Annotated in this window: 15 protein-coding genes; 7 read left to right on the top strand and 8 right to left on the bottom strand. The window is 73.4% G+C overall.

What is annotated here, in order from left to right:
- Window positions 1-18: 18 nt before the first annotated feature.
- The 6 genes from ACFRIC_RS23105 to ACFRIC_RS23080 form a co-directional block, all read right to left on the bottom strand.
- Window positions 19-852: an alpha/beta fold hydrolase gene (locus ACFRIC_RS23105; RefSeq protein WP_382788619.1), complete on the bottom strand. Its 834-nt coding sequence runs from the start codon at window positions 850-852 to the stop codon at window positions 19-21.
- A gap of 343 nt (window positions 853-1195) precedes the next feature.
- Window positions 1196-2020, bottom strand: coding sequence for an alpha/beta fold hydrolase (locus ACFRIC_RS23100; protein ID WP_382788617.1), 825 nt, complete (start codon window positions 2018-2020; stop codon window positions 1196-1198).
- A gap of 210 nt (window positions 2021-2230) precedes the next feature.
- Window positions 2231-5005, bottom strand: a complete 2775-nt coding sequence (locus tag ACFRIC_RS23095; protein WP_382788615.1) for an AAA family ATPase — start codon at window positions 5003-5005, stop codon at window positions 2231-2233.
- A 225-nt stretch (window positions 5006-5230) separates the two neighbouring features.
- On the bottom strand, window positions 5231-6475 hold the full coding sequence (locus ACFRIC_RS23090; protein ID WP_382788613.1) for a cytochrome P450: 1245 nt from the start codon (window positions 6473-6475) through the stop codon (window positions 5231-5233).
- Window positions 6476-6666: 191 nt separating this feature from the next.
- Window positions 6667-7080: a DUF6114 domain-containing protein gene (locus ACFRIC_RS23085; protein WP_382788611.1), complete on the bottom strand. Its 414-nt coding sequence runs from the start codon at window positions 7078-7080 to the stop codon at window positions 6667-6669.
- Window positions 7080-7751 carry a DUF6230 family protein gene (locus ACFRIC_RS23080; RefSeq protein ID WP_382788609.1) on the bottom strand — a complete coding sequence of 224 codons (672 nt, stop codon included), beginning with the start codon at window positions 7749-7751 and terminating at the stop codon, window positions 7080-7082. The genes ACFRIC_RS23085 and ACFRIC_RS23080 overlap by 1 nt, the downstream gene beginning before the upstream one ends.
- A gap of 724 nt (window positions 7752-8475) precedes the next feature.
- Here ACFRIC_RS23080 and ACFRIC_RS23075 point away from each other — a divergent pair.
- Complete coding sequence (locus ACFRIC_RS23075; protein WP_355768290.1) at window positions 8476-9141, top strand: Tat pathway signal sequence domain protein; 666 nt, start codon at window positions 8476-8478, stop codon at window positions 9139-9141.
- Window positions 9142-9159: 18 nt separating this feature from the next.
- Here ACFRIC_RS23075 and ACFRIC_RS23070 read toward each other — a convergent pair whose 3' ends face one another.
- On the bottom strand, window positions 9160-10119 hold the full coding sequence (locus tag ACFRIC_RS23070) for a lytic polysaccharide monooxygenase (protein WP_382788607.1): 960 nt from the start codon (window positions 10117-10119) through the stop codon (window positions 9160-9162).
- A 394-nt stretch (window positions 10120-10513) separates the two neighbouring features.
- Between ACFRIC_RS23070 and ACFRIC_RS23065 the strand changes: the two genes are divergently transcribed.
- The 6 genes from ACFRIC_RS23065 (at window position 10514) to ACFRIC_RS23040 (ending at window position 18113) form a co-directional block, all read left to right on the top strand.
- On the top strand, window positions 10514-11749 hold the full coding sequence (locus tag ACFRIC_RS23065) for a damage-control phosphatase ARMT1 family protein (protein ID WP_382788605.1): 1236 nt from the start codon (window positions 10514-10516) through the stop codon (window positions 11747-11749).
- A gap of 265 nt (window positions 11750-12014) precedes the next feature.
- Entirely contained in the window at window positions 12015-14192 is a 2178-nt protein-coding gene (cyc2, locus tag ACFRIC_RS23060; protein WP_382788603.1) for a germacradienol/geosmin synthase Cyc2, read from the top strand.
- Between the two features lie 129 nt (window positions 14193-14321).
- Complete coding sequence (locus ACFRIC_RS23055) at window positions 14322-15062, top strand: PDZ domain-containing protein (RefSeq protein WP_382788601.1); 741 nt, start codon at window positions 14322-14324, stop codon at window positions 15060-15062.
- Between the two features lie 133 nt (window positions 15063-15195).
- Entirely contained in the window at window positions 15196-15816 is a 621-nt protein-coding gene (locus ACFRIC_RS23050; protein ID WP_382788599.1) for a LysE family translocator, read from the top strand.
- Window positions 15817-15914: 98 nt separating this feature from the next.
- Window positions 15915-17039, top strand: a complete 1125-nt coding sequence (locus ACFRIC_RS23045; RefSeq protein ID WP_382788597.1) for an aminopeptidase P family protein — start codon at window positions 15915-15917, stop codon at window positions 17037-17039.
- Window positions 17040-17150: 111 nt separating this feature from the next.
- A complete protein-coding gene (locus ACFRIC_RS23040) occupies window positions 17151-18113 on the top strand; it encodes an aminoglycoside phosphotransferase family protein (protein WP_382788595.1) in 963 nt (320 codons plus the stop codon).
- Between the two features lie 36 nt (window positions 18114-18149).
- Here ACFRIC_RS23040 and treZ read toward each other — a convergent pair whose 3' ends face one another.
- Window positions 18150-19895 (bottom strand): malto-oligosyltrehalose trehalohydrolase, encoded by a 1746-nt coding sequence (gene treZ, locus ACFRIC_RS23035; protein ID WP_382788593.1) that lies wholly within the window; start codon window positions 19893-19895, stop codon window positions 18150-18152.
- Window positions 19896-20024: the final 129 nt, after the last annotated feature.

The following is a 20024-nucleotide window of genomic DNA, read 5'->3' as shown; positions in this document are numbered from 1 at the left end:
GGGAGGCGGTGACAGGTGTCAGCGGGTGGCGTGGTGCGCGGCCAGGATCTGGCGGACCACGACGTCCGGGTGGGACATCATCACGACGTGCGAGGCACCCTTGACCTCGACGGTCGCGCTGCCCGCCCGCTCGGCCATGAAGCGCTGCGCCGCGGGCGGGATGACGCGGTCGGCGGTCGGGATCACGTACCAGGACGGCAGGCTCTTCCAGGCCGGGACACCGCTACCGGCACCCAACCCGCCCACGGAGCCGGGGCGTTGGGTCACCGCCATCAGCCGGGTCACGGAGTGCGGGAGATCCTGCGCGAACACGTCGTGGAACCTGGCCGGGTCGATGTATCCGTCGATGCCGCCGGGAGTGCCGTCCGGCAGGGGGAACGGCCGGGTCAGCAGCGCGTCCGGCAGCATGCTGCCCGGGAACATCGAGGCGAGTTGCAGCGCGCTCTCGCCCTCGTCGGGCGCGAACGCACCGACGTAGACCAGTGCCTTGACGTTGGTGTGCCCGCGTCCCGCGTTGGTGATGACCTCGCCGCCGTAGGAGTGCCCGACGAGGATGACCGGACCCGGAACGGTGTCGACGACGCTGGAGACGTACGCGGAGTCGCCCGCGAGGTCCCGCAGCGGGTTGGCGGGGGCGATGACCGGGAAGCCGGCCCTCTGGAGCCGGGCGATGGTGTCGTTCCACCCGGACGCGTCGGCGAACACGCCGTGGACGAGGACGACGGTCGGTCTGCCCGTGTCGCCGGTACGGGCGGTCGCGGAGGCGGACGCGGTGCCACCGGCGAGCGTGAACGCGCCGGTCGCGAGCAGGCCGCCGAGGACGCGGCGGCGGGGGTGGGCGGAGGAGGTCACGGTAGGGCTCCTTCGGCTCGGGCGGGCGGGAGGCCCGCCGGACAGCGGGCGAGGAATCGCCCGGCACGATGCAGGAAGAGGGAAGAGACGCCCGACGGGGTGAGAGTGGGGCGAAACGGCGCCCGACGGGGTGCGGGCAGGGCGAAGCGGCGCCCGACGGGGTGAGAGCGGGGCGAAGAGATGCCCGGCAGCGGTGGGCGGTGACCGCGTCCGCCTCCGCGACGGCCACGGACCGAGGGCCGGGGCAGACCCGTTCGCCCGCTCGCACCGGACGCCTGCGGTGAGCGCGAGGTGCGTCCCGGCCGGCACGCCCTCCCGGCGCGGGCGACTCGCGCACTCCCGCTCAGGAGTTGAGGAACTCCAGCAGATCGGCGCCCAGTTGGTCCTTGTGTGTGTCCGTGATGCCGTGCGGTGCGCCCGGATAGACCTTGAGGGTCGCGTTCTTGATCCGGGCGGCCGACGCCTTGCCTCCGACCTCGAAGGGCACGACCTGGTCGTCGTCGCCGTGGACGACCAGCGTGGGGACGTCGAAGGCGTCCAGGTCGGACCGGAAGTCGGTGCCGGAGAAGGCCGCGACACACTCGTAGGCGTTGCGGTGTCCCGCCTCCAGACCCTGCCGCCAGAACGCGTCCCGGATGCCCTGCGAGACCTCGGCGCCGGGCCGGTTGTTGCCGAAGAACGGTCCGTCGGCGAGGTCGTGGTAGAGCTGCGAGCGGTCGGCGAGGGAGCCGGCGCGCAACGCGTCGAACTCCTCGAGGGGCACACCGCCGGGGTTGTCGTCGGTCTTGAGCATGAAGGGCGGTACGGCCGAGACCAGGACGAGCTGGGCGAGGCGTGCGGTGCCGTGCCGACCGACGTAGCGGGCGACCTCGCCGCCGCCGGTGGAGAAGCCGACGAGGGTCGCGTCGCGCAGGTCGAGGGTGTCGATGAGGGTGGCGAGGTCGTCGGCGTAGGTGTTCATCTCGTTGCCGTTCCAGGTCTGGTCGGAACGGCCGTGCCCGCGCCGGTCGTGGGCGATGGCGCGGAAGCCGTTCGCGGCGAGGAACAGCTGCTGCGCCTCCCAGCTGTCGGCGTTCAGCGGCCAGCCGTGGCTGAGCACGACCGGCCTGCCATGTCCCCAGTCCTTGTAGTGGATCCGCGCTCCGTCGGCCGCGGTGACGTACGGCATGGGTACTCCCGTCTTCGGACGATTTCCGACCGGTCGATCGTCCGCCGGGACCGGGCGCCCCCGAATCCCGTGCGGCACGTAGTCGTGACCGCCGCGCGCCGGACGCGTCACCGGGTGTCCCGCCCCGCGAACGGTCCGCCCGGCCGCCTGGACCGGCGGACCGGCCCCTGCGCCGCGGGGCCGGGGAAGCGCCCGGGCCCGGCTCCGGGCTCAGAGCCCCGGCACCTCGCCGAGCCGACGTCGGGAGGTGACGTCGAGCTTCCGGAAGACCTTTCTCAGGTGGTAGTCGACCGTGCCGGCGCTGATGAAGAGCTGGGCGGCGATCTCGGCGTTGGTCGCGCCGTCCTTCGCGAGCCGGGCGATCGTGAGTTCCTGCGGGGTCAGCTCGGGCTGCGGTCCCGCGGATCCGCGACGCGGGTGTTCCCCGGTCGCGGCCAGCTCCTGGGCGCTGCGCGCCGCGTAGCCCATGGCCCGCATGCCGTCGAACATCGCCAGCGCCGTACGCAGTTGCTCACGGGCGTCCTTCCGGCGCTTGCGGCGGCGCAGCCACTCGCCGTACAGCAGATGGGCGACGGCGCGATCGGAGCGGGCCCTGGTGCCGGAGAGCAGGGTGATCGCCTCGCGATAGAGCGGTTCGGCTTCGTCGGCGGGAGCGAGCAGCGCCTCCGAACGAGCCAGTACGCCCAGTGCCCACGGTGTGTCCGCCGCCCTGGCGCGGGAGGTGAGCGTACGCAGCGTGGCCGAGGCCAGCACGCGGTCGCCGCAGCGCACCGACGCCTCGACGAGGTGGGGCAGCAGCCGGGAGTGCACCCCGAGGACGTCGTGCTCGATCAGTTCGTGGGCGGTGGCGCGTGCCCGCGTGTAGTCGCCGCGGCTCAGCGCCAGGACGACGGCGCCGATGCGGGCGATGGACGCGACGGCGCCCGCACCGAGCCAGGTTCCGGCCTCCATCGAACCGCGCAGGACGGTGTCGAGATCATCGGCCTCACCGTGCCAGGCGAGCAGTTCCGGGTGCCGGTAGATGGCCCACACCTCGTCGTTGGCACCGATCGCGGACCGGACCTGGTGGCCCTCGGTCAGCAGGTCGTCGGCGGCGGCCAGTTCGCCGAGATTGGTCTCGGACATGGAGGCGCAGTACAGGGCGGAGTCCAACTGCCACAGGGCGCCCGCCCGCCGGCTGATGTCGGCACCGCGCCGGATGACGGCGGTGTGCGTCTCCTCGTCCCACAGGACCATGGACATGGTGATGACGGGCAGTTGGCCCCGTAGCACGTCCTCGTCGCCGGTCCGCGGGTCGAGCAGCATCGCGGCGGCCCTCCGCAGATGGGGTACGGCGCTCTCGTACCCGTCGGTGGCCAGGACGGCGAACGCGCGCAGCACGAGGTCGACGCCGCTGGCGGGCGTATCGCGCGGCACCAGTTCCTCGATGGCACGGGCGATCTCGGCCGGTGTCGTTCCCTCCGTGAGGTGTTCGGCGGTGATGACACGGTCGATGGCTCTGAGCAGCGCCTCACGGGCGAGGTCGGGTGCTCCGCCGGTCAGGGAACGGGCCGCGTTCAGGCACAGCGCCGGCGCCTTGGCGAAGGAACCGGCGTCGCCGAGCGCGATGACGGTGTGCGCGCGGACGAGCAGCGCCCTGCCCCGGCCGACGTCGTCGAGCAGTCCGACGTCGAGGGTGTCGAGGAGCGATTCCGCCTGCACCGGCGCTCCGGCGCGCAGCGCGGCCTCGGCCGCGGCCAGCAGCCGCTCGGCGCGCGTCCCGGCCCGCGAGGTGAGCTCGGCGGCCCTGGTCAGGAAGGTGGCGCGGGCCGCGTAGCCGCCGCGCGCGCCCGCCCGGTCGGCCGCACGCTCCACCTCGGCGGCGACGGCCTCGTCCGGGCCGAGCGCCGCCGCGGCGAGGTGCCACGCGCGCCGGTCGGAGTCGGCCGGGCGGTCGGTGACCTCGGCCAGCGCACGGTGGACGCGTCGGCGCTCGTTGCCGTTCGCGCCGCCGTAGACCGCGGACCGCACCAGGGGGTGCCGGAACCGCGCGGTGGTCCGCAGCACCACGAGCCGCTCGGTCTCGGCGGGGCCGGAGGCCTCGGGGTCGACGCCGAGGAGCCGCGCCGCGCCGGTGACGTATCCGAGATCGCCGCCCGGTTCGGCGGCGGCCAGCAGCAGCCAGGTCCGGGCCGGTTCCGGCAGCGCCCGCACCTGCCGGAGGTAGTGGGCCTCCAACCGGCCGCCGAGAGGCAGCGGTTCGGGCAGGGCGAGTCCGCCGGAAAGCTGCTCGGCGGAGAGCTCCTCTCCGAGGTCGGCCAGCGCCAGGGGGTTCCCGGAGGTCGCGGTGACGATCCGTGCGGCGACCCGGGCGTCGAGCTGGCCGGGGACGGCCTCGCGCAGCAGTTCCAGGGCGAACTCGTCCGCCAGGCCTCCTACTTCGATGACCGGCAGCCCCGCGGGCACCTCGAAGCCGGTGCGAGCCGCGAACAGCAGACCGACGCCCTCGGCGTGGAGCCGTCGGCTCACGAAGGACAGGACGCCCAGGGATTCGTCGTCGAGCCACTGCAGGTCGTCGACGCAGCACAGCACCGGGCGTTTCCTGGCCGCTTCGGCGAGCAGCGTCAGCACCGCGAGCCCGACGAGGAACCGGTCGGCCGGCGGCCCGTCGGCCAGTCCGCAGGCCACGCGCAGCGCGTCGTGCTGGGTGGGCGGCAGCGCGCCGGAGTGCTTGAGCGCGTCCAGGCCGTCCCGTCCGTCCACCAGCGGGATGAGCATCCGGTGCAGCGCGGCGAAGGGGAAGCCCGCGCTCTCGGACTCGATCCCCGCCACCGAGACCACACGCAGGTCGGCGGCCTCCGCCGCCGCGTACTCCAGCAGTGCGGTCTTGCCGATCCCGGGGTCCCCGCGCAGCACCGTCACCTTGCTGAGCCCGTCACGAAGTCCGGCCACGAACCCTTCGAGGACACGGAGTTCCGCGGCCCTCCCCTTGAGAATCAACGCCACGCCCTTCGGATGCCCGGGTGGCGAGTCGACGACGGGACGCCTCCTCGCGCCCCGCCGTGATCTCACGCTCCGCCTGTCCTGCCCATCCTGGAGGGACCTGACCAGGAAAGGGGGCTGCCGCCGGAAGTTCGAGATCACGTTCCGCTTCGCCGCTCTACGAGCAGGGGACCCCCACGCCGCCGCCGGGCCGCCCTCCGGCGACGACGGGAAGTGTCCGGACAGGCCCTAGGCGAGCCGGACCGGCAGGGAGAGGTGGCCGTTGGAGATGAAGGAGTCCACCGGGCGCAGGTCCTCCTCCGGGACGGCGAGCCGCAGGGCGGGGAAGCGGTCGAACAGGGCCGGAAGCGCGACCCGGGCCTCCAGGCGGCCCAGCGGGGCTCCCAGGCAGCGGTGCACGCCGTGGCCGAACGCGAGGTGCTCCTTGTCGGCGCGGGTGACGTCGAACTGGTCGGCGTCCTTGCCGTGGCGCTCGGGATCGCGCCCGGCGGCGGCGTAGGCCGCGAGGATCGCCTCACCCGCGGCGATCACGGTCCCCTCGGGACCGCCGAGTTCGGAGAGGACGATGTCCTCGACGGCGTACCGCAGCGGCAGGCTCGCGACCGGGGCGTCCGCCCGCAGCGTCTCCTCGATCACGTCGTCCCAGTCCGCCCGGCCCGCCCGGACGTGCGCGAGCTGGTCGGGCCGGGTGAGCAGGGCATGCACGGCGTTGTCGATGAGGTTGACCGTCGTCTCGTGACCGGCGCTGATCATGAGGATCAGCGTGTCCAGCAGCTCCTGCTCGCTGAGCGCGGTGCCCCGCTCGTCGTCGCGGGCCGCGATGAGCCCGGAGGTCAGGTCGTCGCCGGGCGACTCCCGCTTGGTGGCGACGAGTTCGGCCAGGATGACCAGCAACCGGCCGTAGGCGGCCGTCATCTCGCCCGGATCGGCGGAGGTGGCGAACATGCGGTCCACCAGCGCGCGCAGCTCGGGGCCCCGTTCCTCGGGCAGTCCGAACAGTTCGCTGATCACCTGGATCGGCAGCGGATAGCAGAACTCCTCACGCAGATCGAGGACCTGGGAGCCGCGACCCGCTTCCGCCACGCGGTCCAGGAGCTGCCCGGTGATCTCCTCGATACGCGGCTGGAGCGCGGCCGTCCGGCGGGCGGTGAACGCCTTGGAGACCAGCGTGCGCAGGCGACGGTGCTCACCGCCGTACGCGGTGAACATGTTCTCCACGGCCACCCACGCGAACAGCGGCCACTCGGGCGTGATCACACCGTTCGCCAGCAGGGGCCAGTGCTGTTGCGCGTCCTTGGACACCCGCGGATCGGTGAGCAGCCGCTTCAGCAGCTCGGGGCCGCTCACCGCCCAGGCCTCGACGCCCCCGGGAAGCTCCACCCGGGCCACCGGTCCTCTCTCGCGGATCCGGGCGGCCTCCCCGTGGATGTCGCCTCCGGTTGCGTCGATCACCAAAGGACGTGGACTTCCCATCAGGAACCTCCCGGCAGTCGAACTCCTATTCGGCGTACGCCGCGTCACGCTACGCGACGACGCGGCATCGCCGGGATACCTGCCGGGTCGGTGCGTGCAGTGCCAACTTCCGTGCGCGCGGAGGCAATTACGTCCCACTGGTCCGCACGGAGCAAGCCAGTGGGGGTTCGGATCCCGCCGCGGGGTCCGCCTCAGGCGTGTCCGCGGCGCAGCAGCCTTCTGCGCGGCTCCTGGTCGGGGAGCCAGCCGAAGGCGAGGCAGCTTCCGGCGACCCCGAGGAGCAGGCCGATGAAGAAGCCGCCGAGGTTGGAGGTGACCCAGGTGCCGAGCGAGAGCAGGACGCCCAGCAGCGAGTAGAACAGGCGCTGGGCCGGGTTGAAGAGGATCAGCAGGCCGCACAGCAGCATCACGGTGGGCAGCAGATAGCCCGCGAGGCCCTGCATGCCGATGTGCAGGACGACCTTCAGTGACGCCTTCTCGGTGAGCAGGATCTCCGCTCCCCCCAGGGTGAGCAGCAGCCCGCCCCAGAAGGGGCGGTGCGCGCGCCACCGGCGGAAGGTCTCCCTGAGGTCCCGGGAGTCGTCCGTCCGTGCTTCGGTGCTCATCAGCAGCCTTGGTCGCTGAAGCGGAGCTTGAGGCCCGGCAGCTTGAACACCCCGGCTGTCGTCGCGTAGTTGGTCTGGCGCAGGTTGGCGATGCGCACGGTGTCGGCCTGCTGGCTGAACACGCCCTTGGGGCCCTGGACCCCGGCCTTGGTGAGCGTGCTGGCGTCGTTGCCGATCTCGATGTTGTTGAAGGAGGCGTTGCCGGACAGCTCCGTGGAGTCGGTGGTCAGGTCGGTCGCCTGGACCTTGTCCGAACCGCTGCCGGCCGTGATGAGCAGGTTGGTGCCCCCGAGGTCGACGCTCTGGCACAGGTGGTCGAGGGTCGCGTTCTTGATCGCCGAGGTGACGATGAGGACCTGACCGCCCGTGTCGCCGGCGTTCGGGCTGTCCTCCGCCATGTTGTCGAGGCCGCCGAACTGCTCGAAGCCGGTGCCGTTCAGCTCGGTCGCGGTGACCGTGAACGGCATGCCGGAGATGGCGAACTGGACACCGAGGGCACCCTCCGCCGTGGCGATCATCAGCCCCGCGGCGACCGCGGTGGCCGGTATCGCCATCACGGCGGCGCGGCGCAGCCGGACCCGCCCGCGGCGGCCCTGTCCGGCGGTTGAACCGCTTTCCGGGGTCTCGGGCGTGGAACCGTTGGACGCCGTGGCGTCCGGGGACGAGGCCATGTCTGCTCCCTGGGCACGTTCGATGCGGGTGTCGATGCGGGTGGGGCTCCAGTGGCGCGTTGTCCTGGCGCGGACAGCAGCCGCCGCGTACGCCTCCTCGCGCCTCCCGGCGGTTGCAAGGGCTTTCTCGTTACGCGGCGGTAGCCGTCGAGGAAGTTACCGGGGGTTACATCCATGGGTCAAGGCACGTGTGGGAAAACCGTGCCCGTTGTGCCGCACCTGTGAACGCCCGCCGTCCGGAGAGCCGCTCTGACCTCCAACTTCCTTACACAGCCTTGACGTTGACCCTCCATCAGGTCTACAACTTCCCCTGTTTCCCCGGATCCGTGGCGCCGGATCCGTCGGCCGACGCGCCCGTCACCTCCCGGACCCCGCTCTGCGGGGCGGTCATGGCGTGTTCCGGAGCAGCCCTCGCGTGTACGCCGACACGGCGTGCCCCCCGGCCGCTCCCCGTCCCGTGGCACCGGCGCGGTCACCTTCCCCCCGAGGGCCGTACCGGCCGCCCGGCTGTCGCCGTCGGCCCGTGGCGTACGGAGAAGGCGTCACGGACCGGCGGCGGTCTCTCCTCGCACCACTCCCGCGGGCGGGCCCGGTGTCCCGGCCCGCCGTCGCGCGCGGCCCGTACCACCCGCACCTTCGCGCCGGCTTCTCGACCCGCACCCCGCACCACCGCGCCCCGGCGCGGTCAGGCACCCACACCCCCATCGGAGAAGAGGCACCCCCCATGCGTACTCGATCCCTGCTCGCCCTCGCCGGCGCCGTCGCGGCCCTCTCGGCGTCCGCGGTCGTCCCCGCCTCCGCGGACGACATCGCGGTGCTCACCACCGGCAGCGCCGGCGGAACCCCCGTCGCCGTGGGTGACGTCCTCACCGCCTCGCTGGCGAGCGGCACCAACGCCACGCTCTACTCCAGCGCGACCGGTACGAGCGGCGTCTCCTGTTCCGCGTCGACCTTCACCGCCACCGCCGCCGACAACCCGGCGTCCCCCGGCACGGCCACCGAGACCCTCACCGGCCACACCTTCGGCGCCAGTTCGTGCAGCAGCAACGTCGTCGGCGTCCTCGGCGTCACCAGCATCACGGTCGACAACCTGCCCTACAGCACCGCGGTGGGCTCCGACGGAAGCGTCACGGTCACCCCGGCCGCCGGCTCCACCATCCAGACCACGGTCAAGCTGCGCTCGCTGCTGGGCACGCTGACCTGCGTCTACCGGGCGGCGAGCCTCACCGGCACGACGGACAACTCCGACAACAGTCTCAGCTTCACCGGACAGCAGTTCACCAAGTTCTCCGGCTCGTCGCTCTGCTTCGCCAACGGCTACTTCACCGCGAAGTACGCCCCCGTGACCGACACCAGCCAGGCGGGAAGCCCGGCGGTGTACGTCAACTGATCCCCACGGGAGCCGGGTTCACTGCCGGCGTCGCAGCACCACCGCGACGCCGGCAGTGAACAGCAGTGCCGCCCCGGCGCCCCCGGCGACCAGGGGGAGCGCGGGTCCGCCACCCGAGGTGCGCTCGGCGGCGGGTGTCAGATCGGCGGTGCCCGTCTGCACGGCCGCCGAACTGGCCGCGGGGGAGGGCGAGTCGGCGGCGGGCGACGAGGCCTTCGGGCTGGGCGCCGTGGTCGCCGAACGGGTCGCCGAGGGGGACTTCTTGGCGCTCGTGCCGGTCGAACCGCTGCCGGTGGTCCCCGAAGTCCCGGTGCTCCCGGCCGGCTTCGACGCCCCGCTCCCGCCGGAGAACACCACGTCCGAGCACGAGTAGTAGGTGTCCGTCGTGCTGGAGTTCTGCCAGATCGTGAACAGCATCTGCCGGCCGGTGCGGTCCGACGGCAGCGTCGCCCTGATCCGGTAGGCGCCGCCGACCAGCGCGGGATCGGTGACCGTGGCGAACGGCTTCTCCGGCAGGTCCGACCACGTCAGCGGCCTCGTCGGGCTGTAGCCCTGCTTGGTCAGGTAGAGCTTGAAGGTCCCCGTGTGCGCGATCGTCGAGCTGTACTTCATGTTCAGGGACGCGCCGGGCGTCAGACGCGTCGCCGGGAAGTCGGCGCGGGCCAGGTCGAGACCCTTGTAGGCGGGCAGGCCGCCGCTGCACAGCTTCCCGTCCGGGATCACCGAGCGGTCCCGGCCGTTCACACCGCCCACTCGCAGGTTGTCCCACGCCGTGAACGGCGCGCCGCCGTTCGCCGCGATCGCCGCCCGGCAGGCCGCCGTGCCCTGGCTGCCGCCCTCGGGCGAGCACGCGTACACCCGGCTGACCGGGGACGTCGGCGCGCCGTGCGCCGACGCGGTCCCCGCCGCCCACGTCGTGAGCAGCAGCGGAGCCGCCAGGGCGACAGCGGCCGCGGTGGCGGTGCGGTAGGCGGTCATCCGGCGGGTCTCCTCGATGCGTGGGCGAAGCGGTGTGCCGCCGTGCGTGGCCGGGACGCACTCCTCGCACGGGGCACCGGGGGATACGGCCGTGAGGCGCCGTCCGTTCAGATCCGCAATCCGCGCGTATCGGGACCACCGCGCCGCGGCGGGCACGGACGAGGGCCGGACACCGCCTGGATCGAGGGTTTTCCCGCTATCCCTCCGCTCCGCGCCCTGCCTATGGTTCAGCGCGACCGCCGAGGGCCGCCGCACCTCGGACCAAGGACACGACCGCGCGGCACCCGCAACGGTCAACAGCTCGAAGTCGACCGCTGGGCTCTACGGGGGGAGGGGTCGCCCGGCGCGCATCGCGTCGGACGGCCCCTTCTGCGCAGCGGCTACGGTGAGCCGCATGCACGATCCCGCCGCCCCCGGTCCTGCCCCCGCCCCCGGTCCTGCCCCCGCCCCTGGCCCCTTCGCCCCCGGTCCCGACGACGCCCCGGTGGTGGTGAGTTCGGTGCGCGGCTCGTTCCCCTGGAGCGTGCTGGCCGAGCGGCATCCGGCGCTCATCCGCAAGGTGGCGGACGCCTTCCCGTACGGCCCCGAGCAGCGCCACGCGCTCGACGCGCTGTTCGAGAACTGCGCCGACGGCGTCGTCGAACCGCTCCCGGAGACGGCGGCCGACCGTGGCCGCTGGGATGCCTGGGGCGGCCGCGAGTACTACGGCCGGTCCTGGTTCGACCTGCCCTTCCTGTGGTCCGAGAGCTACTTCTACCGGCAGCTCCTCGAAGCCGTCGGCTACTTCGTACCGGGCCCCTGGCAGGGCATCGACCCGTTCCGGCCCTTCAAGCTCGCCGAACTGGACACCCCCGAGGCCGACGAGGAACTCGCCGCGCTGGACGACCTCGCCCGGCGGCCGCCCGGGGAACAGGAGGAGGCGCTGCTGCACGGCTCCCTGTGGGGCAACCGCGCCGACCTCGGATTCAGCCTCGCCGGCACCGGGGGCGGGCCGGCGGCCACGTCCCAGCTCGTGGCGAACGACGCGGACGTGCTGCGGTCCCTGTTCGACGGCGGTGCCCTCTGTCTCGTCGCGGACAACGCGGGCCGGGAACTCATTCCCGACCTCCTCCTCGTCGACCACCTCCTGCGGCACGGCCGGATCGCACGGGCCGCCCTGCACGTGAAGCCGTACCCGTACTACGTGTCCGACGCCACGACGGCCGACGTGCTGGACGCCCTGCGCCGGCTGACCGCCGCGAAGGGAGCGGCCGGCGAGGCCGGGAACCGTCTCTGGGCGGCCCTGTCCGAGGGCCGGCTCACCGTCCGGACCCACCCCTTCGCCTGCGGCCCGCTGCCGTACGCCGATCTGCCCGACGACCTGCGGCGGGAGTTCGCCGCCGCCGACGTGACCCTGCTGAAGGGCGACCTGAACTACCGCCGGCTCATCGGTGACCGGCTGTACCCCGCCACCACCCCGTTCGCCGTCGCCACGGCCTGCTTCCCCGGTGCGGTGGCCGCGTTGCGGACCCTCAAGTCCGATGTCGTCGTCGGGCTCACCCCCGCCGTCGAGGCGGCCCTCGACGCCGCCGAGGACCACCGCTGGCGCACCGGCGGAACCCACGCCCTGATCCAGGCCAGACGCCGCTGACCATCCGGGGGCCGGGATCGCGGGGACGCCGGGTCGCGAGGGAGGGACGCCGGGCCGCGAAGGGGGGACGCCGGGCCGCGTCGGCGGGACGCCCGGCCGCGGAGGGGGATGCCGGGCGGGCCGTACAGAAGAGGCGCTCGGCCGCGCCGGCGGCGTCGAGTGGGCGGAAGGCCCGTCACGGGCGGCTTTCGGCTCGGTTCACGCGATGGTGTGATCATGTCCTGGCCTGCGGATGTGCCCGCGGAGGCCTGGGTAGGGCCCGGCCATGACGCAGCCGTTCCAACTCCCGCACTTCTACATGCCGTACACCGCCCGGCTGAACCCGCACCTGGACGAGGCGCGGGCGCACTCGACCGCGTGGGCCCGCGACATGGGCATGCTCGAAGGCTCCGGCATCTGGGAGCAGTCCGACCTCGACGCCCACGACTACGGCCTGCTGTGCGCCTACACCCACCCCGACTGCAACGGACCGGCCCTCTCGCTCATCACCGACTGGTACGTGTGGGTGTTCTTCTTCGACGACCACTTCCTGGAGACCTTCAAACGCACCCAGGACCGCGCCGGCGGCCGGGCCTACCTGGACCGCCTGCCCCTCTTCATGCCCCTCGACCTGTCCACCCCCGTGCCCGAACCGGAGAATCCCGTCGAGGCGGGACTGGCCGACCTGTGGGCCCGCACGGTGCCCTCGATGTCCGCGGCCTGGCGCCGGCGCTTCGCCGTGTCCACCGAGCACCTGCTCAACGAGTCGATGTGGGAGCTGTCCAACATCGACGAGGGGCGGATCGCCAACCCCGTCGAGTACATCGAGATGCGCCGCAAGGTGGGCGGGGCCCCCTGGTCGGCGGGACTCGTGGAGTACGCGACCTCCGAAGTGCCCGCGTCCGTCGCGGAGTCGAGGCCCCTGCGCGTCCTGATGGAGACGTTCTCCGACGGAGTCCACCTGCGCAACGACCTCTTCTCCTACCAGCGCGAGGTCGAGGAGGAGGGCGAGCTCAGCAACGGCGTCCTCGTCCTGGAGACATTCTTCGGCTGCACGACCCAGCAGGCCGCCGAGACCGTCAACGACGTACTCACCTCACGCCTCCACCAGTTCGAGCACACGGCGCTCACCGAGGTGCCCGCCCTGGTCGCCGAGAAGGGGCTCACCCCGGCGGAGATCGGCGCCGTCGCCGCGTACACGCAAGGACTCCAGGACTGGCAGTCCGGCGGACACGAATGGCACATGCGCTCCAGCCGCTACATGAACGAGGGCGCCGTCGAGGAGGCGCGGCCCTTCGGGACGAGCGGGTTCGGGACGTCCGCGGCGGACGTCGCGGCGCTGCTCTCCGCGGCCGGGGCGGAGCGGCTGCGCGCGTACACCCACGTCCCGTTCCAGAAGGTCGGACCCTCCCGGCTCCCCGACTTCCTCATGCCGTTCGAGGTCACCCTCAGCCCGCACCTCGCGGGCGCCCGCGACCGCCTCGGCACCTGGATGCACGCGACGGGCATGCTCCAGGAGGGCGTCTGGGACGAGGACAAACTCATCGCCTACGACCTCCCGCTGTGCGCCGCGGGCATCCATCCCGACGCGACACCCGAGGCCCTCGACCTCAGCTCGCAGTGGCTGGCCTGGGGCACCTACGGCGACGACTACTACCCGCTGTACTACGGCAACCGCCGCGACCTCGCCGCCGCCAGGCTGACCACCGCGCGGCTGTCCGCCTGCATGCCCGTCGACGGCGAGGAGACACCCGTCCCGGTCAACGGCATGGAGCGCGGACTGATCGACCTGTGGCGGCGCACCACCGAGGAGATGACGCCGGAGGCCAGGACCACCCTGCGCGCGGCGGTGGACGTGATGACGGAGAGCTGGCTGTGGGAGCTGTCCAACCAGACGCAGAACCGCATTCCCGACCCCGTCGACTATCTGGAGATGCGCCGGGCGACGTTCGGCTCGGAGCTCACCATGAGCCTGTGCCGCCTCGGACACGGCCGCACGGTCCCGCCGGAGGTCTACCGCAGCGGTCCCGTCCGGTCGCTGGAGAACGCGGCCATGGACTACGCGATGCTCCTGAACGACGTCTTCTCGTACCAGAAGGAGATCGAGTACGAGGGAGAGATCCACAACGGCATCCTCGTCGTGCAGAACTTCTTCGGCTGCGACTACCCGACCGCGCTCGGCGTCGTCCATGACCTGATGACCCGGCGCATGGAGCAGTTCCAGCACGTCGCCGCTCACGAACTGCCCGTCCTGTACGACGACTTCAAGCTCTCGGAGGAAGCGCGCGGGATCATGCGGGGCTATGTGACGGAGCTGGAGAACTGGCTGGCCGGAATCCTCAAGTGGCACCAGGACTGCCGGCGCTACGGCGCGGCGGACCTGGCCCGCCGGGCCCACGGCTTCGTACCGGACCGGGCGCCCGCACCGCCCCTGCCCCGACGGGCGCAGCCCGTTCCCCTCTGACGGGACGCCAATCCACTCGTCCGGGGAACGGCCGGGTCAGTCTCACTCGTTCGGGGATCGTCGCGCGCCGGGGCGCGGGGTAGGGCAAGAGCCGAAGGCGGTCCTCGGAACATCTGCCGGAGGCGACTCATGGAACAGACCGCGTTGCGCCCCAAGCCGATGCCCGGCCGGGATCCGGGCGGCCGCGCCCGTCCGGCCGGCGGGGCCGGGCGCCCGCGCGTGGCGCGGCGGCGCGGGAGGCGGCTGGTCACCGTCCTCGCCGGGGTGTCCGCCGGGGTGGTCCTCGTCCTGTCCGGCGTGGGGCTCGGCGCGGTGGGCGCGACCGTGATCGGCGTGGGCAGGGCGGCGGACCTCCAGCGGCAGACCGGTGCGGCCGGGCAGCCTCGGCAGGCCTCCGCCGCCGAGACGCCGGGACAGGAAGCGTCCGGGGCGCGGGAACCGGGCGCGTCCGGGGGGCCGGCACCGGCCGCTTCCGGAGCGCGGGAACCCGGCGCGTCCCAGGGGCCCCGGGCCGGCGTTTCCGGGGCGCCGGGGGCCGGCGGCTCCACGGCGGAGTCCGGTGACGGCGGTCCGCTCCGGCCGGGGGAGTCCGGGCGGCAGTTCGTACGGGGGACCCTCGGCGTCGAGGCGGTCGACGCACCCGGCGGCGGCGCGCTCGTCGTGGGCGTGCACCTGCCCGGTCCCGGCTACACCGCGGGCCTGATCCGCGGCGACGTCGTGCTCGGCGTCGACGGGACCGGGATCACCTCGGCCGCCGACCTCGCCCGCGCGGTGGCGGACGCCACGCCGGGCCGGGAGGTCACCCTGCGCGTGCGCCACGCGGGCGGCGGCCGCGCGTACCTGTCCGCCGTCCCCGGCACCGCGACCTGAGGCCCCGGCCCGAGCCACCGCGCGGGGCACGGCGAACCTTCCCCGCGGGCGCGAGCAGCGGGCACAGCGCCCCTCCCCGAAGTACAGGGGAAAAGCCCTGGTCACCGGACCCGCGGCCCGTCATCATGGCCGCATGCTGAGCACCCTCCTCGCCTTCCTCGGCGCCTGCACCCTCATCGCGGCCTCGCCCGGACCCAGCACCGTCCTGATCATCAAACGGTCACTGGGCAGCCGGCGCTCCGGCTTCATGACCGTGCTCGGCAACGAGACCGGCGTCTTCCTGTGGGGAGCCGTCGCCGCGTTCGGCCTCACCGCCCTGCTCGCCGCCTCCGAGATGGCGTACGGCGTCATGCGGGTCGTCGGCGCCGTCGTGCTCGTCGGCTTCGGCGTCCAGACGCTGTGGCAGGCACGCCGCTCCAAGGGCGCCGCCGACGGCGGCTGGGAAGGAGCGGAGAGGAGCGCCTGGGCGTCCTACCGGGGCGGCCTGCTGCTCAACCTCGCCAACCCGAAGGCGGCCGTCTTCGCGATGTCCTTCCTTCCCCAGTTCGTGCCCGAGGGCGCCCCGCACCTGCCCGCCATGCTCGGACTCGCCGCGCTGTGGGCGGTCTACGAGGTGGGGTACTACGGCGTCTACGTGTGGTTCGTCGGCCGGATGCGGACCGTGTTGTCCCGGACGGGCGTGCGCAGGCGCCTGGAGCAGGTCTCCGGAGGCGTCCTGCTGCTCCTGGGGGCCCGCCTCGCCCTGGAGGGCTGACCCCCCGGGGCGGGCGAGAACCGGCTCGCGCGCACCCCGTCGGAGGGGCAGGATGCTGCCGTAGCCCCCTGGGGAACTCCGCACACACGGAGGCATGGATGACCGCCGCCACACCCGCGCCCTTCACCGCCGCCGACTACGAGGCCCGCATGCGGCGCGCCGCCGAGGCCGCGGCAGCCGCCGGGCTCGACGGCGTCCTGGTCGCGCCGGGGCCCGACCTGGTGTGGCTGACCGGGTACCGCCCGGTGGAGACCGAGCGGCTCACCCTGCTGGTGCTGCGCGCGGGAGCGGAGCCCGCCCTCGTCGTGCCCACGCTGGAGGCGCCCGACGCGGCCAAGTCGGCCGGCGCGCCCGCAATGACCCTGCACGACTGGACCGACGGCCAGGACCCCTACGGAGCGGCCGCGCCCCTCCTCGACAGCGCCGGCCGTTTCGGCGTCAGCGACAACGGCTGGGCCCTGCACCTGCTCGGCCTCCAGAAGCGGCTCCCCGACACCCGCTACGCGGCCCTGACCGAGGTCCTGCCGATGCTCAGGGCGGTCAAGGACGCGGCCGAGCTGGAGCGGCTGGCGTCCGCCGGAGCCGCGGCCGACGAGGCGTTCGAGGAGATCCGCAAGGTCCGCTTCGCCGACCGCAGGGAGACCGAGGTGTCGAACGACCTCGCCGACCTGCTGCGCCGGTTCGGGCACTCCCAGGTGGACTTCACCATCGTCGCCTCGGGCCCCAACGGCGCCAACCCGCACCACGAGGCCGACGAGCGCGTGATCGAGGCCGGCGACATGGTGGTCCTGGACTTCGGCGGCCTCAAGGACGGCTACGGCTCCGACACCTCCCGCACGGTCCACGTCGGCGAACCGGACGACGAGGAGCGCAAGGTCCACGACATCGTCCGCGAGGCCCAGGAGGCCGGGTTCCGCGCCGTGCGGCCCGGAGCCGCCTGCCAGGACGTCGACCGCGCCGCGCGCGCCGTCATCGAGGCCGCCGGATACGGCGAGTACTTCATCCACCGCACCGGGCACGGCATCGGCGTCACCACCCACGAACCGCCCTACATGGTGGAGGGCGAGGAACAGCCCCTGGTCCCCGGCATGTGCTTCTCCGTGGAGCCGGGCATCTACCTGCCGGGCCGCTTCGGGGTCCGTATCGAGGACATCGTCACGGTGACCGGGGACGGCGGACGCCGGCTCAACAACACCTCCCGCGAGATGGTGATCGTCGACTGACGTGCCCCCACCGACCGAGCGGCCGGGCCGCCGCACCCGTAGCCTCGACCCCACCCGTAGCCTCGACCCCACCCGCAGCCTCCACCGCTCCCGGACGACAAGGGCGCGACCATGAACCGGACACCGGCACCCGCACCGACCCCCGCTCCGGAACCCACCCCGGACGCGGTCCGTCGGCTGGTCCGCGGCCTGCTCTCGGACGACGCCGCGCCGGGCCCGGGACCGGACGTACGGCCCGTGCGCGAACACGGCGGACGCTTCACCTGGTGGGTGGGCCGACGCCATGTGCTGCGGCTCGCCCCGGACCGCGAGGCCTCCCTGCGGCAACGGCGTGAGCTGCGGCTGCGCGACCTGGTCCGCCCCCTCGTCGGGGGCGCCGTGCCCATGAGCGTCGCGCAGGGCGAGTGGGCGAGCGGACTGAGCTTCACCCTCGACACCAAGGTGCCCGGCGTCTCCGGCGAGGAGCAGGCCGTCTCGGCTCTCGGGGAGGCGGACCTGGCCGACCTGCTGACCGGGCTGCGCGAGGTCCCCGTAGCGCAGGCCGAGACACTGGGGGTGCCGCGGACCCCGCCGCGCTCCCTGGAGGCACTGCGGGCCGCTGCCGTACGGGCCGCGGGACGGCTGCCCGCCGAGGAGTTCGACCCCGCCCGCTTCGACCAGCTCGCCGCGCCGGCCGCCGTCCAGCTCGGCGCGCAGCCCGGCGCCGCCGTCCTCGTGCACCACGGCCTGCTGGGCGAGCACCTCGTGGTCAGCCCCGACGGCCGGGTGCGGGGCGTCCTCGACTGGACCGGCGCGGTGACCGGGGATCCGGCCGAGGACATCGCGGGGCTGGCCCTGGCGGTCGGCGCCCCCGCGGCCGTACGCGCCGCCACCCTCGCCGGGTACGGCGCGCGCCCCTGCCTGCGCGGCCTGTGGCTCGCCCGCTGCGACACCGTCATCCGGCTCGCCGACCGCCTCCAGGATCGCGGCATGGGACAACTGCCGCTCCTGGAGGCCCGGTTGGCGCGCGCCTGGGAGTCGATCCTGCTGGAGCGGGTCACGGACCTGAGGGACGCGCCGGACGAGGCGCCCTAGGCCCTGTCCGACGCGGGCGTCCCGCGCCGGACGTCCTCACGCCTGGGTCAGCACCACGCACGACTCGCCCGGCACGCTCAGCACCCCGTCCGTGCCCGGCGCCTCCACCGGATCCCAGGCCGCGAGGACCCGCGCGCGGCGGATACCGAGGGGGATCGCCGCCGGGTCCTTGCCGAGGTTCACGGCTACGCGTACGTCCCCGCGCCGGACGGCGATCCAGCGGGCGGCCGGATCGTGCGCGACCCTGACCGCCGCGAGATCGGGGTCCGACAGGTCGGCCTGGCTCCGGCGCAGGGCGATCAGCTCGCGGTACCAGGCCAGCAGGCGCGCGTGCGGGGCCTGTCCGGGCTCCGACCAGTCGAGGCACGAGCGGTCCCGGGTCGCGGGGTCCTGCGGGTCCGGCACGTCCTCCTCGGCCCAGCCGTGCGCCGCGAACTCCCGCCGCCTGCCCCGCCGTACGGCGTCCGCGAGCTCGGGGTCGGTGTGGTCGGTGAAGAACTGCCAGGGGGTCGTGGCGCCCCACTCCTCGCCCATGAAGAGCATCGGCGTGAACGCCGCGGTGAGGGTCAGCGCGGCGGCGCAGGCCAGCAGCCCGGGGGAGAGGGACGCCGACAGCCGGTCCCCCTGCGCGCGGTTGCCGATCTGGTCGTGGGTCTGGGTGTAGCCGAGCAGCCGCTGCGCCGAGACCCGGGCCCGGTCCAGCGGACGGCCGTGGTGCCGCCCGCGGAAGCTGGAATAGGTGCCGTTGTGGAAGTAGCCCGACGTCAGCGTCTTGCACAGGGCGGCGAGCGGGGGGTTCGCGAAGTCCGCGTAGTAGCCCTGCGCCTCGCCGGTCAGCGTGGTGTGCAGCGCGTGGTGGAAGTCGTCGTTCCACTGGGCGTGCAGCCCGAGGCCGCCCTCCTCGCGGGACGTGATGAGCCGCGGGTCGTTGAGATCCGACTCGGCGATCAGGAACAGCGGCCGGCCCAGGTCGCCGGCGAGCGCGTCCACGGCCGCCGACAGCTCCTCCAGGAAGTGCACCGCCCGGGTGTCCCGCAGCGCGTGCACCGCGTCGAGACGCAGCCCGTCGAGGCGGTAGTCGCGCAGCCAGGCCAGCGCGCTGCCCAGGAGATACGAGCGCACCTCGTCCGAGCCGGGCGCGTCCAGGTTCACCGCGGAACCCCACGGGGTCTGGTGGGTGTCCGTGAAGTAGGGCCCGAACGCGGGCAGATGGTTGCCGGACGGGCCGAGATGGTTGTGCACGACGTCGAGGACCACGCCCAGGTCCAGTTCGTGCGCCCGGTCGACGAACCGCTTCAGCGCCTCGGGACCGCCGTACGGCTCGTGCACGGCCCACAGGGAGACCCCCTCGTACCCCCAGCCGTGCCGGCCGGGGAACGGGCACAGCGGCATCAACTCGACGTGCGTGACGCCCAGTTCGACCAGGTGTTCCAGCCGCTCCGCCGCCGCGTCCAGGGTGCCCTCGGGGGTGTACGTCCCCACGTGCAGTTCGTAGAGGACCGCGCCCGGCAGCGCCCGGCCGGGCCAGTCGGCCCGCCAGGCGTACCCGCCCTGGTCGACCACCGCGCTCAGTCCGTCCGGTCCGTCCGGCTGGCGGCGCGAGCGGGGGTCGGGCAGGACGGGACCGTCGTCCACGGCGAACCCGTACCGGGTTCCCTCCGCCGCCTCCGCCTCGCCCGACCACCATCCGGAACGGCCGGGATCACGGTCCAACGCGCGCGTGACACCGGCGCAATGGAGCGTCATCCGCTCGGCCCGTGGTGCCCACACCTCGAATCGCATGGACGCTTCCCCCTTGTCGGCTCGCAGTGACCCAGCCCGTCCATGGTGCTCCACGGGAGATCAATTCGCTTTCGGATCCACCCTTTTGCCGCGTGTTCGTCGCCCTTTGGTCGCGCGAACGGCCGCACC

Origin of the sequence: Streptomyces sp. NPDC056738 (assembly GCF_042790435.1) — a bacterium.
Lineage (GTDB): Bacteria > Actinomycetota > Actinomycetes > Streptomycetales > Streptomycetaceae > Streptomyces.
The sequence above is the reverse complement of the archived record's forward strand: the minus strand, read 5'-3'. Positions and strand labels throughout refer to the sequence as shown.

Excerpts from the sequence above, each read along its gene's own strand:
- ACFRIC_RS23040 (WP_382788595.1), top strand. The coding sequence starts at position 17,151 with ATGAACCGGACACCGGCACCCGCACCGACCCCCGCTCCGGAACCCACC.
- treZ (WP_382788593.1), bottom strand. The coding sequence starts at position 19,895 with ATGCGATTCGAGGTGTGGGCACCACGGGCCGAGCGGATGACGCTCCAT.
- ACFRIC_RS23085 (WP_382788611.1), bottom strand. The coding sequence starts at position 7,080 with ATGAGCACCGAAGCACGGACGGACGACTCCCGGGACCTCAGGGAGACC.
- ACFRIC_RS23090 (WP_382788613.1), bottom strand. The coding sequence starts at position 6,475 with ATGGGAAGTCCACGTCCTTTGGTGATCGACGCAACCGGAGGCGACATC.
- ACFRIC_RS23100 (WP_382788617.1), bottom strand. The coding sequence starts at position 2,020 with ATGCCGTACGTCACCGCGGCCGACGGAGCGCGGATCCACTACAAGGAC.
- ACFRIC_RS23055 (WP_382788601.1), top strand. The coding sequence starts at position 14,322 with ATGGAACAGACCGCGTTGCGCCCCAAGCCGATGCCCGGCCGGGATCCG.
- ACFRIC_RS23050 (WP_382788599.1), top strand. The coding sequence starts at position 15,196 with ATGCTGAGCACCCTCCTCGCCTTCCTCGGCGCCTGCACCCTCATCGCG.
- ACFRIC_RS23070 (WP_382788607.1), bottom strand. The coding sequence starts at position 10,119 with ATGACCGCCTACCGCACCGCCACCGCGGCCGCTGTCGCCCTGGCGGCT.
- cyc2 (WP_382788603.1), top strand. The coding sequence starts at position 12,015 with ATGACGCAGCCGTTCCAACTCCCGCACTTCTACATGCCGTACACCGCC.
- ACFRIC_RS23065 (WP_382788605.1), top strand. The coding sequence starts at position 10,514 with ATGCACGATCCCGCCGCCCCCGGTCCTGCCCCCGCCCCCGGTCCTGCC.
- ACFRIC_RS23045 (WP_382788597.1), top strand. The coding sequence starts at position 15,915 with ATGACCGCCGCCACACCCGCGCCCTTCACCGCCGCCGACTACGAGGCC.
- ACFRIC_RS23080 (WP_382788609.1), bottom strand. The coding sequence starts at position 7,751 with ATGGCCTCGTCCCCGGACGCCACGGCGTCCAACGGTTCCACGCCCGAG.
- ACFRIC_RS23075 (WP_355768290.1), top strand. The coding sequence starts at position 8,476 with ATGCGTACTCGATCCCTGCTCGCCCTCGCCGGCGCCGTCGCGGCCCTC.